At 65.4% G+C, this 13447-nt stretch carries 8 protein-coding genes and 1 pseudogene; 7 read left to right on the top strand and 2 right to left on the bottom strand.

The features are described from left to right. Window positions 1-18: 18 nt before the first annotated feature. The 6 genes and pseudogenes from ACVWZM_RS42320 to ACVWZM_RS42295 all read left to right on the top strand — a co-directional run bounded on the left by ACVWZM_RS42320 (window position 19) and on the right by ACVWZM_RS42295 (window position 8546). On the top strand, window positions 19-750 hold the full coding sequence (locus ACVWZM_RS42320) for a hypothetical protein (RefSeq protein ID WP_283805978.1): 732 nt from the start codon (window positions 19-21) through the stop codon (window positions 748-750). A 615-nt stretch (window positions 751-1365) separates the two neighbouring features. After that, a pseudogene (locus ACVWZM_RS42315) lies at window positions 1366-2677 on the top strand (N-acetylmuramoyl-L-alanine amidase). A gap of 237 nt (window positions 2678-2914) precedes the next feature. Next, complete coding sequence (locus tag ACVWZM_RS42310) at window positions 2915-5416, top strand: penicillin-binding protein 1A (RefSeq protein WP_028332239.1); 2502 nt, start codon at window positions 2915-2917, stop codon at window positions 5414-5416. A gap of 106 nt (window positions 5417-5522) precedes the next feature. Continuing rightward, window positions 5523-6654, top strand: a protein-coding gene (gene prfB, locus ACVWZM_RS42305; protein WP_141342568.1) for a peptide chain release factor 2 whose coding sequence is annotated in 2 segments (ribosomal slippage) — window positions 5523-5591 and window positions 5593-6654 — 1131 coding nt in all. Because the reading frame shifts where the segments join, the coding sequence is not laid out codon by codon here. A gap of 3 nt (window positions 6655-6657) precedes the next feature. Beyond that, window positions 6658-7527: an NAD(P)-dependent oxidoreductase gene (locus tag ACVWZM_RS42300; RefSeq protein WP_057020005.1), complete on the top strand. Its 870-nt coding sequence runs from the start codon at window positions 6658-6660 to the stop codon at window positions 7525-7527. An 83-nt stretch (window positions 7528-7610) separates the two neighbouring features. Beyond that, window positions 7611-8546 (top strand): DMT family transporter, encoded by a 936-nt coding sequence (locus ACVWZM_RS42295; protein ID WP_076832278.1) that lies wholly within the window; start codon window positions 7611-7613, stop codon window positions 8544-8546. On the opposite strand, the gene ACVWZM_RS42290 is transcribed toward ACVWZM_RS42295, so the two are convergent. Next, window positions 8506-10659, bottom strand: a complete 2154-nt coding sequence (locus tag ACVWZM_RS42290; protein WP_076832281.1) for a carbamoyltransferase C-terminal domain-containing protein — start codon at window positions 10657-10659, stop codon at window positions 8506-8508. The genes ACVWZM_RS42295 and ACVWZM_RS42290 overlap by 41 nt on opposite strands. 160 nt (window positions 10660-10819) lie before the next feature. On the opposite strand from ACVWZM_RS42290, the gene ACVWZM_RS42285 reads away from it, so the two are divergent. Next, window positions 10820-12055, top strand: coding sequence for an ABC transporter substrate-binding protein (locus ACVWZM_RS42285; protein ID WP_057020008.1), 1236 nt, complete (start codon window positions 10820-10822; stop codon window positions 12053-12055). A gap of 189 nt (window positions 12056-12244) precedes the next feature. Here the strand turns inward: ACVWZM_RS42285 and ACVWZM_RS42280 are convergent, their stop codons facing one another. After that, complete coding sequence (locus ACVWZM_RS42280) at window positions 12245-13432, bottom strand: O-antigen ligase family protein (protein WP_456856222.1); 1188 nt, start codon at window positions 13430-13432, stop codon at window positions 12245-12247. Window positions 13433-13447 lie beyond the last annotated feature (15 nt).

Raw genomic sequence — 13447 nt, 5'->3', positions numbered from 1 at the left:
GGGGGCGTGGTCGTGATCATGGGCATGATCGTGGTCGTGATGGTCGTCGTGACCATGATCGTGGTCGCCATGATCGTCGTGGTCATGATCATCGTGATGCTCATGGTCCTCGTGATGCGCATGATCATGCGCCTCATGCTCGTGGCCTTCGTGGGCGACCACGCCGTGATCCTGGTGCCCGGCATCATGTTCATGATGCTCGGCATCGACGGGATGTTCGTGGGCCTCGATGGTGGGCAGCGCCTGGGTGTCGTTCGCGCCCTCGATCACCTCGCTCTGGACGCGCTCGCCATGGCCGCGGCGACGGGCATTGCGATGGCGCGACCGGCGGCGATGGCCGCGGTTCTCGTGCTCTTCCTCGGCCTCGCGATGGGCGCGCTCGTCGGCCTCGATCAGCGCCTGACGGTCGGCGACCGGGATCTGGTAATAGTCGGGATGGATTTCGCTGAAGGCCAGGAAGCCATGCCGGTTGCCGCCATACTCGATGAAGGCGGCCTGCAGCGACGGCTCTACGCGCGTAACCTTGGCGAGATAAATGTTGCCGCGCAGCTGTTTGCGCTGGGCGGTCTCGAAATCAAACTCTTCGACGCGATTGCCACGGACCACGACGACCCGGGTCTCTTCCGGGTGGGTGGCATCGATCAACATCTTGTTGGGCATTTTGGAGCTCTTGACGGCGGCGGGCGCGGATCATGGCGCGCGCAAACTGCGCCGCCCGGTGACGCGACGGTCCACCTGATTCGGGGGTGAGGGGAAGGCCGAAACGCATCTCGCGGCGCAGCGCCGGACGGGAACTCACCGGGATGATGCGACGGGCGAAGTTTTCACCTCGCGTCAGCGCGATCATTCGGGGGATCCTGGTCGGCAATGCAGTCTGGCGCATTAAGCGTCGGCCCGTCTAAACATGTTGGCGGCGAAAAATACCGCCGTATCTTTTGCTGAAAGCCCCGTCTGGCGCCGAAGCGCCTGCCGGCCATCGCATATCGAGGCCCCAAGGGACCGGATAATCGGTTATGCCTTGTCTCAAACCGTCCCTCTGGCGAGGGAGTGTGCCTGGGACCGGACGCCGCTCGGGCTTGAATCCGCCACTCCGTGTCAGCCGCGCGCGGCGCTGGCTGGGGAGGGACCGGAAAAACACGGCGGGATCTTCGATCAGGAAGGTTCCACCGCTGCACCGGGAGGCTGAACGCGACACAACCGGGAGTACTAGCCGTCAGCACCTCGTACATACGTGGATTGACCGCCGCGTGCAAGGGAAGCGTCACGCCGCCGCAACACTCGGTTCTTTTCGCCGGAGCGTCATTAGGGGGCGATTAACCGTGTGGTTCTAATGCGGTAAGAAGCAGCTGGGAGGCTACGAATCGGGTGGCGAACCGCGCAAAACACCTTGTTTTTCTGGGATGCGGGCTATTTTGCGCCGCAACATCGGTGTTTGCCATTGCCGGCGCCCCGAGCGCCGCTGAGGGCCCGCAGAACAGCCCGCCTGCGCCGGCCGCGAGCTCCCCGAATTTCCCGGTCGCATCCGGCGCCAGGCTCGCCGGCGACGCCAAGCAGACCCGATTCATCCTCGACCTCGACCGCAAGATCGAATTTCGCGCCTTCCCGCTGGCTGACCCCTACCGCGTCGTGGTCGATATCCCGCAGGTCGATTTTCAGCTCGCGGCCGGCACCGGCTCGGCGGGGCGGGGCCTGGTGAAGGCGTTCCGCTATGGCCTCGTGATGCCCGGCGGCTCGCGGATCGTGTTCGACCTGACCGGACCGGTGAAGATCGCGAATTCCTACGTGCTCGACGCCGCCAACGGCCAGCCGCCGCGGCTTGTGCTGGACTTCGAGGAGGTCGACCGCACCAGCTTCGTGCAGTCGCTGGCGCCCGCGAGCCGGCCCGAATCGAAACCGGCGACTTCCGAATCCACCACCCGCCACCATTCCGGCCGTCACCTCGGCGGCGCTGCCGCCGGTCGCGGTCACCGACGCGCGCCCGCTGATCGTGATCGATCCCGGTCACGGCGGCATCGACAACGGCACGCAATCCGGCGACCAGACCGAGAAGAACCTGGTGCTCGGCTTTGGCCTTGCCCTGCGCGACCGGATCGAGAAGTCGGGCAAGTATCGGGTGGTCATGACGCGGTCCGACGACACCTTCATCCCGCTCAACGATCGGGTGAAGATCGCGCGCTCCCAGTCCGCGGCGCTGTTCGTCTCGATCCACGCCGACGCCCTGCCGCGCCGCGAGGGCGATGCCCAGGGCGCCACGATCTACACGGTGTCGGACAAGGCCTCCGACGCCGAGGCCGAACGGCTGGCGGAGGCGGAAAACAAGGCCGACGCCATCGGCGGGGTGAACCTGACCGACGAACCGACCGAGGTCGCCGACATCCTGATCGACCTCGCGCAGCGTGAAACCAAGACGTTTTCCAATCGCTTCGCCCGTCTTCTGATGGACGAGATGAAGACCACGGTGCGGATGCACAAGCATCCGCTCAAATCGGCCGGCTTCCGGGTGCTGAAGGCGCCCGACGTGCCGTCCGTGCTGGTCGAGATCGGCTACGTCTCCAACAAGGGGGACCTCGAGCACCTGGTCTCGGAGAGCTGGCGGAACAAGGCGGTCGGCTCGATGGTGCAGGCGATCGACACGTTCTTCGCCAAACGGCTGGCAACTGCCGGGTCGGCAAAGTGAAATCGGCTCGCTGAAAAGCCGGGGCCGTTGCGCCGAAGCCCTAGTTTGGCCACAGCCGCGACGGTATAGACAATGGACCGCAGGTCCGCAGAATCGACCATATTGTCCGGCGGCTCTTGTATACTCGCGTGCGCAAGGTGGCTCGCTGGGCCAAAGCTTCGTTGTGTGAGGCTTTCGCACTTTTGGACAGGCGCTTCTGACGACTGAGCGCCGGAGGGTAGGAACGGAACGTCGATAATGCGCCTGCTCGTGCGGTTTATGGGTTTCTTGTTCGCCGCCGGAACCGTCGTGTTCCTGGTCGGTGTCGCCGCCGTCGCTGGCGCCATCTGGCATTTCTCCAAGGATCTGCCCGACTACTCGCAGCTGCAGGACTATGAGCCGCCGGTGATGACCCGCGTGCATGCCGCCGACGGCGCGCTGCTTGGCGAATACTCCAAGGAGCGCCGGCTCTATCTGCCGATCCAGGCGGTGCCGAAGCTCGTGATCAACGCCTTCCTCGCCGCCGAAGACAAGAACTTCTACGAGCACGGCGGCATCGACTATCAGGGCATGGCGCGCGCTGCGATCCTTTATGCGCAGAACTACGGCTCGAACCGTCGCCCGCAGGGCGCCTCGACCATCACCCAGCAGGTCGCGAAGAACTTCCTGCTCACTAACGAGGTCTCGTTCAGCCGCAAGATCAAGGAAGCCTTGCTGGCGATGCGCATCGAGCGCGCCTATTCCAAGGACCGCATCCTCGAGCTCTATCTGAACGAAATCTATCTCGGCCTCGGTGCCTACGGCATCGCGGCGGCGTCGCTGGTCTATTTCGACAAGTCGGTCAACGAGCTGACGATTGCGGAGGCGTCCTATCTCGCCGCGCTGCCGAAAGCGCCGGCGGCGCTGCATCCGGTGCGCAACCGCGACCGCGCGATCGAGCGCCGCAATTATGTGATCGATCGTCTGCTGGAGAACGGCTGGATCAAGCAGGCCGACGCCGACAAGGCGCGCAAGGACCCGCTCAACGTCACCAGCCGCTCGAACGGCGCGCATATCTTCGCCGGCGAATATTTCGCCGAGGAGGTCCGCCGCGACATCTTCGAGCGCTACGGCGAAAAGAAGCTCTACGAGGGTGGTCTGTCGGTGCGCACCACGCTCGATCCCAAGATCCAGGTGATGGCGCGCAAGACCATGGTCGCGGGGCTCGTCAATTACGACGAGGCGCAGGGTTGGCGCGGGGCGCTGCACAAGCTCGACATTTCCGGTGACTGGGGCGTCAAGCTTGCCGACGTGAAGTCGCTCTCCGACATCTCGCCGTGGCGGATGGCTGTCGTGCTCGAGACCAGCGATCAGTCGGCGCGGATCGGCTTCCAGCCGGGCCGCGAACTCGGCGGCGCGGTCAGCAAGGAGCGGCAGACCGGCATCATCACGATGGACGGCGTACGTTGGGCCAAGACCAAGGGCAAGGCGCCGAGCGCCGTTTCGCAGGTGCTGCAGCCGGGCGACGTGATCTACGCCGATCCGCTGGTGACCAAGGACGGCAACGCGGTCGAAGGCCAGTATCGCCTGCGGCAATTGCCTGAAGTGTCCGGCGCCATGGTGGCGATGGATCCGTGGACCGGCCGCGTGCTCGCGATGGTCGGCGGCTTCTCGTTCGACCAGAGCCAGTTCAACCGCGCGACGCAAGCCTACCGGCAGCCGGGTTCGTCGTTCAAGCCGATCGTGTACTCGTCGGCGCTGGACAATGGCTATACGCCGTCGACCACCGTGATCGACGCGCCGATCGAGATCGATCAGGGGCAGGGCGCCGGCGTGTGGCGTCCGGAAAACTATTCGACCGGCAAATATTACGGCCCGACCACGCTGCGCAACGCGTTGCAGCGCTCGCTCAACACCGTGACGGTGCGGCTCGCGCAGGACATCGGCATGCCGCTGGTCGGCGAATACGCCAAGCGCTTTGGCGTCTATGACGAATTGCCGAACTATCTGTCGTATGCGCTGGGTGCCGGCGAGACGACCGTGATGCGCATGGTCACGGCCTATTCGATGTTCGCCAATGGCGGCCGCCGGGTGAAGCCGACGCTGATCGATCGCATCCAGGATCGCTACGGGCATACCATTTTCAAGCACGACACCCGCGAATGCCGCGGCTGCGACGCGCCCGGGGGCTGGAAGAGCCAGCCGGAGCCGCAGCTGGTCGACCGCCGCGAGCAGGTGCTCGACCCGATGACCGCCTACCAGATCACCGAGATGATGGAAGGTGTGGTCCAGCGCGGCACCGCGACCGTCGTGAAGGAGGTCGGCAAGCCGATCGCCGGCAAGACCGGCACCACCAACGACGAGAAGGACGTCTGGTTCGTCGGCTTCTCGCCGGATCTCGCAGTCGGCGTTTACATGGGCTACGACAAGCCGCGCAATCTCGGCCGCGCCGCCACCGGCGGCCACGTCGCAGCGCCGATCGCCCGCGACTTCCTCAAGCTTGCGCTCGCCGACAAGCCGCCGACGCCGTTCAAGGTTCCGGCCGGCATCAAGCTGATCCGCGTCGACGCCAAGACCGGCATGCGCGCCGGTCCCGGCGACGGCGGCAACACCATCCTCGAAGCCTTCAAGCCGGGCACCGCGCCGCCGGAGAACTATTCGGTCATCGGCGTCGCCGATGCCGATGGGCGCGGCCCTGCGCCTGGCCCGCAGCCGTCGCAGAATGGGGCGCAGCCGGATGGCGGCTTCTTCATGCGTCCGGGAACCGGGGGGCTTTACTAGCGGCCTGTCCGGCCAAATCGCCGGGATAGTGCGGCCAAGTCGATTGCGCTTTGCCGCGCCGGTCGCTACATCCCCCGGAACCTTTTTAGCCAACACCTGAAAGACCATGCGCGCGGAAATCGAACGCCTTGTTGAAGAGATCAAGCAGTCAGTCGGGCTGCTGAGGAGGCATCTTTGACGTCGAACAATCGACGGCACGCCTCGCTGAGCTGAACAAGCTCGCAGAAGACCCCAATCTCTGGAACGATCCCCAGAAGGCCCAGCGGCTGATGCAGGAGCGTACCTCACTGGAGGACGCGCTCTCAGGCATCGGCAAGGTCGAGCGCGAGCTCGAGGACAATATCGGCATGATCGAGCTCGGCGAGGCCGAGAACGATGAGGGCGTGGTCGCCGAGGCCGAGAAGGCGCTCAAGGATCTCAAGAAGGAGGTCGCCCGGCGCGAGCTGGAGGCGCTGCTGTCGGGCGAGGCCGACAAGTTCGATTCCTATCTCGAAGTCCATGCCGGCGCCGGCGGCACCGAGAGCCAGGACTGGGCGCAGATGCTGCTGCGCATGTACACGCGCTGGGCGGAGAAGCACGGCTTCAAGATCGAGTTCCTCGAAGAATCCCAGGGTGAAGAGGCCGGCATCAAGTCCGCCACCATCCAGATCAGCGGCCACAACGCCTATGGCTGGCTGAAGACCGAGGCCGGCGTGCATCGCCTGGTGCGCATCTCGCCGTTCGATTCCAACGCGCGGCGGCACACCTCGTTCTCGTCGGTGCAGATCTTCCCGGTGATCGACGACTCCATCAAGATCGAGATCAAGGAGTCCGATGTCCGCACCGACACCATGCGGTCGGGCGGCGCCGGCGGTCAGCACGTCAACAAGACCGAGTCGGCGGTGCGCCTGACGCACATCCCGACCGGCATCGCGGTGGTCTGCCAGGCCGGCCGCTCCCAGCACAAGAACCGGGCGCAGGCCTGGGACATGCTGCGCGCGCGGCTCTACGAGATCGAGCTGAAGAAGCGCGAGGAGCAGGCTGCCGCCGATCAGGCCGCCAAGACCGACATCGGCTGGGGTCACCAGATCCGCTCCTATGTGTTGCAGCCCTATCAGATGGTGAAGGACCTGCGCACCGGTGTGCAGACCTCCGACACGTCGGGGGTGCTCGATGGCGACCTCGATGAATTCATGGCGGCGACCTTGGCGCAGCGTGCCTTCGGCACCGGGCCCGGTTCCGTTGAGGATGTGGATTAGCCCATGCCGCGCGTCGCTTTCATCGGATTGGGACGCATGGGCCACGGCATGGCCGGCCGTTACCTCGATGCCGGCTTCACGGTCGCCGTGTGGAACCGCAGCAAGGCCAAGGCCGCGGACCTGATCGCTCGCGGCGCGCTGTGGGCGACCTCGCCGGAGGATGCCGCAATCGACGCCGATGCTGTCGTGACCATGGTCGCCGACGACGAAGCCTCGCGCGCGGTCTGGCTGACCAGGGACGGCGCCGCCGCCAACATGAAGGCCGGCACGCTCGCGATCGAATGCTCCACGGTCTCGTACCAGCACACGGTCGAGATGGCGCGCGAACTGCAGAGCCGTGGCTTGGTCTACATCGATTGCCCGGTCACCGGCCTGCCGGAGGCGGCGGCGGCCGGCAAGCTGACGCTGCTGGTGGGCGCTGATCCCGCCGATCTCGATCGGGCGCGGCCGTTCCTAGCGCCGATCGGCAGCACGATCCGCCATTTCGGCGCGGTTGGCACCGGCACTGTGTTCAAGTTGATCAACAACCTGATCGGCGCGGTGCAGATCGCAAGCCTCGCCGAGGGCGTGGCGATCGCCGAGCAGGCGGGCCTCGACATGCAATTGGTGGCCGAGGCGCTGGCGACCGGCGCGGTGGCGAGCCCGCAGGTGATCCGCCACTCCAAGCGGATGATCGACCGCAACTTCTCCGGCGCATCGTTCACCGCGGCGCTGCGCCACAAGGATGCCGACTACGCCGTGCGGCTCGCCGAGACCTTGCTGCCCGGCGTGCCCGTGAGCCGCGCCGCGCTCGCCGCCTACGACAAGGCGAAGGCCCATGCGCCCGACGCCGACGAGGGCCAGATGATCGAGATCGTGTCGCGGCCGAAATAGGCGGGCCGCCATTGTCGGAAATCGGGTGGGAATATTCGCGGCGCTGCCCTAGTCACCTGTCCGACTGCAGGTGAGTGCCCGACATGCCTTCCGCCGACAACTGGATCGATCGCCGCGACTGGGGGCTGCTTGTCCTGCTGTCGGTACTCTGGGGCGGCTCGTTCTTCTTCAACGGCGTGATCCTGCGCGAATTGCCGCCGCTGACCCTGGTGCTGTTGCGCGTCGTGCTCGGCACGATCATCCTGCTGCCGCTGCTGCGGGCCGCCGGAATCGAATTCCCGCGCAGCCTGTCCGGCTGGGCGCCGTTCGTTGCGATGGGGCTGTTCAACAATGTGCTGCCGTTCGCGCTGATCGTGTTCGGGCAGACCTATATTCCGAGCGGGCTGGCCTCGATCCTCAACGCGACGACGCCGCTGTTCGCGGTGGTCGTGATGGCGGCGGCCGGCGAGGAACGGTTGCAAGCGCGCCGCGTGGCGGGCGTTCTGGTCGGGCTGATCGGGGTTGCGATCCTGCATGGCGATGCGCTCGGCTTCGAGAGCCGGCAGGGCATCGGCATCCTGCTGTGCCTCGCGGGCGCCTTCAGCTACGGCATCGCGGCGCTGGTCGGACGGCGGCTGCCGCAGCGCGTGCCGCCCTTGGGCACCGCGACGTTCCAGATGATGGCCTCGGCGGTGCTGATGGCGCCCATCGCCGCCGTCGTCGATCGGCCGTGGCTGTTGCCGATGCCGCATCCCGCGACATGGCTCGCCGTGCTCGGGCTCGCGGCGCTGTCGACGGCGCTGGCCTATATCGTGTTCTTTCAGATCCTGCAGCGCTCCGGAGCGACCAATGTGATGCTGGTGACGCTGCTGATTCCGGTCACCGCGATGCTGCTCGGCTATCTCGTGCTCGGCGAGCCGATCGCACTGCGCGAGGTGATCGGCGCGCTGGTGATCGCGAGCGCGCTGCTCTTGATCGACGGCCGCGTGCTGGTTTGGTTCAGCCGCGCGCCTGCTTCCACGCCGCATACCATCCGCTGAAGCGGCCGCTGTCGCGCTCGCCGCCGTGCCAGGCGGCGTAGGCGGTGCCGTCGTCGGCGACCAACACCACGGCATCGAGCCCCTTGGAGCGGCGCAGCGTGTTCATCGCCTGCGCCGGCGTCTGCGCGATCGGACCTGCGACGTTGAACGAGGTGTTGACCGACATCTCGACGCCGATATGACGGCCGAGCGCCTTCAGATAGGCATAGGTGAGGGGATCGTCGGCCTCGCGCACGATCTGGACGCGGCCGGTGCCGTCGGCATGCACCACCGCCGGAATCTTCGCGCGCGCCTCGGGCTTCGAATGCGCCGTGAGCACCATGTAGTTATAGGCGTTGTAGTCAGCGTCGGAGGCGCCGTCTTCCAGCTCGAAATAATCGCGCGCAGCTTGCAGCGTCGCCATCGGCGCCAGCGGCCGGATCGCCTCGCGATACTTGACGCGCTCGTTGAGCCGCTCGCGCACCTCGGGATCGCAGGGATTGGCGAGGATCGAGCGATGGCCGAGCGCGCGCGGGCCGGTTTCGGCGGCGCCCTGATAGATCGCGATCACGCCGCCTTGCGCGACCATGGATGCCATCAGGTCGGCAACCGCATCGCGCCCTTCTGACGTCGCCACATTGCCGATCTCGGTCGAGGCGATGTCGTCGGCTTGCAGCGCCGCGGTGATGCCGGCGTTCGAGGGCGGCAGGCCGCAATAGAATGCGTGCGACAGCGGCGCGCCGCGCGGCGCGCCCGCCATATGCGCGAACAGCCAGGCGGCGCCGATCGGCACGCCGGGATCGCCGGGCACCGGCGGCACCCACATATGCAGTCGCGTCTTGCGCTGCTGCGCCCGCTCGAACCACGCCTCGTCGAAATGCTCGAGCAGCCGCATGTTGCCGAGCGCGTTCAGCGCGACGCCCCCGGTCAGCACCAGGCGGTCGGTGCCGGTGGTGCGCAGGAGATGGTCGATGACATGGATCATCGCGTCCTCGAACACCAGTTGCGTCGCGGCTGCCTTATCAACGCGGTCCTTGGTGTCGGGGCGGTGATTGATGTCCTCGACGCGCAGCACGGCGTCTGGATTCCAGAGCTGGTCCGGGCGCAGCGGCGGGCCGAGAATGTCGATCAGCGGCTGACGATAGGGATTGTCGGCGGGATCGGCGTACCAATTGGCCATCGCGCGATTGAGCTGCACGCTGCCGTTGGGCCCGAGCTGCAGCACCGCCTTCAAGCGCTGATAATACGGATTGGTGGCGCGGTTCATGTCGCCCCAGGCGGCGGCGCCCATGTAGCGTCCCTCGCTGGACAGCCAAGTCCAGCCGCCCTGGCTGGATGAGATCACGGTGTAGAAAGCACCGAGCGAGTCGAACAGGCTCTCGTTGCAATAGAGCTGCTTCATCTCGCCGTTCTCGGCGACATAGAGCGAGATCGAGCCGACGTCGCCGGTACCGTCGAGCACCGCGATCGCGACACGCTCGCGCGCATCGGCGAATGGCGAGGCCGTGAACGAGTACCAGGCGTGATTGTCGTGATGCGGCATGCAGATCAGCGGCAATTGCTTGTCGAGCCCGTACATCCTGCCGAGCCGGTGCGACAGCCGCCGCACCTGATCCAGCTGGCGCAGATTGATCGCCGGTGCGATCGGGGCGCGCAGCAGTTTGAGGCTGGCCGGCGCTTCCTCGAGCGAGGTGCGGATCAGCATCGCCAGCAGCGCCGGATAGTCCCATGTCGTGACGAAGGCGGCGATATCGCCGATGTCGCGGCCCATCCGCTGCAACACCTTGCGCATGTCGTCGAGCGCGTGTTGCGGGAACTCGTTGGTGTGCTTGTTACCGGAGAAGCGCTCTTCCTCGTTGTTGACGATCAGGCGCGGTCCGTCCTTCTGGGTGATCTCGACCAGCGCGACGCCGGTATTGTGCGTGCCGGGGCAGGCGAGGCCTGCGATATAGACGGTCTCGCCGCGCTGCAGCTTTTCGCGGATCGAGGCGATCGTGCGCTGCGCGAACGCGCCATTGGCCTTGTGCAGGCCACGCTTCGCCAGCGCAGACTCGCTGAGGCGGCGCGTGATCTCATAGCCCGCGGCCGCAAGATGCGGATGCCGCGGACCGGTACGGATGTCCGGTTTACGCAATCAGAACGCCTCGACTCGTGATCCCCAGATCGACCTTCAATCATAAATAGCGCCAGGCAACAATGCCGTTTCGCCCAGCGGAAAAACCCAGCGCTTGCCAGCACATGCGTCTCTTGCGAGACTTGCCGCCAAAACCAACGACAAAAATCGGGAGAAAACGATGCCGGCTCGTTTCGGATATATTGGCGCAATCGCGGCGTTCGCAAGTGCCGCACTGATCGCGACCTCGGCCACCGCGCAGAAGAAATACGATCCCGGCGCGAGTGATGGCGAAATCAAGATCGGCAACATCATGCCATACAGCGGCCCGGCGTCGTCCTATGGGGTGATCGGCAAGACCGAGGCCGCGTTCTTCAAGATGACCAACGAGCAGGGTGGCATCAACGGCCGCAAGATCAACTTCATCAGCTACGACGACGCCTATTCGCCGCCGAAGGCGATCGAGCAGGCGCGCAAGCTGGTCGAGAGCGACGAGGTGCTGCTGATCTTCCAGCCGCTCGGCACGCCGTCCAATTCGGCAATCATGAAATACATGAATGCCAAGAAGGTGCCGCAATTGTTCGTCGCCTCCGGCGGCACCAAGTTCGGTGATCCCAAGAACTTTCCCTGGACGATGGGCTTCCAGCCCAACTACCAGAGCGAGGGCCGCATCTACGCAAAGTACATTCGCGACAAATTCCCCGACAGCAAGATCGCGGTGTTCTGGCAGAATGACGATGCCGGCAAGGATCAGTTCAAGGGCCTGAAGGACGGGCTCGGCGACAAGGTCGGCATGATCATCGCCGACAAGTCGTACGAGGTCTCCGATCCCTCGATCGATTCGCAGATCGTCGCGCTGCACGATTCCGGCGCCGACATCTTCTTCTCCTGGGCGGCGCCGAAGGGCTCGGCGCAGGCGATCCGGAAGGTGGGCGAGCTCGGCTGGAAGCCGAAATTCTTCCTCGCCAACACCGCGACCTCGGTTGCCTCGGTGCTGAAGCCGGCCGGGCTCGAGTTCTCCAAGGGCATCATCTCGACCGCCTATCTGAAGGACCCGACCGATCCGACCTGGGACAAGGATCCGGCGGTGCAGAGCTGGCGTGCCTTCATGGACAAGTATTACCCCGACGGCGACAAGGCCAATGCCAACAACCTCTATGGCTATGTCCAGGCCGAGGCGATGATGCAGGTATTGAAGCAATGCGGCGACAATCTCACGCGCGAGAACGTGATGAAGCAGGCCGCCAACCTGAAGAACTTCCACTCCGACCTGATGCTGCCGGGCGTCATGGTCAACACCTCTCCCGACGACTACTTCCCGATCGAGCAGATGCAGTTGATGCGCTTCAACGGCGATGCGTGGGAGCTGTTCGGTGACGTCATCACCGGCGAGGTCGGGCACGAAGCGTCGCGGTAGGCGGGGAGTGATGAAGCCGATGCTCGCTCGGCAAACACCACCGTCGTCCCGGCGTAGGCCGGGACCCATAACCACAGGATTGGGTTGGTGAGGAAGCTGTGGCCCTAGCGTCGCGCAACAATCGTCTTCGGTGGTAATGGGTCCCGGCCTACGCCGGGACGACGCTGAATTTGTTGCGCCACCCGTGAGTCACACACGGCGCGAGCAGATGCAGCTCCGGATTATACAAGCCGCTTCAACCCGCCTGCCGCGGCATTGTCCGGCCAAAATCTTCTCCGGCCGGCGGGCGCGGAGCGCCATGCCGCCGGCGACGCCGACGCCGATCACGTACATCCAGCCCTCGTGAAAATCGGACAGATGCGAATTGAGCAGCGAGCTTGTGATGTTCTGCACGACCACGGCGAGTCCGATCCAGCTCACGAGATCGCGGCCGGCGAACAGCCTGACGTGGCTGATCCACATCGCGTAGAGCAGCAGGATGCCGATCAGCCCCCACTGGACCCCGACATTGAGGGTCTGGTTGTGCGGGTTGTTGATCACCTCGGCCTCAAGGCCGGCTTGTCCGACGGCATCCTGCGTGAACATGCGCCTAATCGCGCCGGTGCCGTGCCCGAGCCACGGCGCCTCGCCGATGAACTTCACCGACTTCCGCCAATAGGTCAGGCGCTGCGCCGTGGAAGCGATGCCTGACGTATCGTGGGCCCGATACTCGATGCCGACGTCGGCGATGCGCTGGCGGAGGTAGGGAGACGTGGTCCAGACCACGAGGCTGGTGACCGCGACGCCGGCGAACAGCAGCCGCGTGGCGCGCCGCGACAGATGCAGCGACGCGAACAGGATCAACAGCACCGGCATGTAGCCCAGCGCGGTCCGCGCCGAGACGACATAAAGCATGTTGGCGACGAACAGCAGCATCAGCGCGATGGCGCCGGCAGCGAAGCGCCATTGCCGGGCCCGCAGCGTCGTCAATGCCGGCAGTGCCAGCGCGAACGCACAGAGCGCGAACTCCTGACTCTGGTCGAGGTAGTTCTTGACCGGCACGCCGTCGGATGCGGTGTGCGCGAGCTTGAGCTGCGGCAGCGCCAGCACGATCCAGGACAGGATCATCAGCACCGTGCAGGACACCAGGAAGGCCAGGAACACCCAGAGCCCGCGCTGCGAGCGCTGGAAGTAGCCGAGCAGGAACGGCAGCAGCAGCAGCTTGCCGAGCGGCTTGATGCCCTGCAGCCGCTCGGCCCAACTCGTCTCCGACCACGCCACACCGATCACGGCGAGTGCGACCAGCGCGATCGGCAACGCCAAGGAAGGCCGCGCGAGGTCGAGCACGAACTGCTCCCAGTCGATGGTCGGGATCACGGCGACAAGCCAGAGCAGCATGAAGACGGCGAGTGC

It is taken from the genome of Bradyrhizobium sp. USDA 4501 (assembly GCF_054062115.1).
The sequence above is the reverse complement of the archived record's forward strand: the minus strand, read 5'-3'. Positions and strand labels throughout refer to the sequence as shown.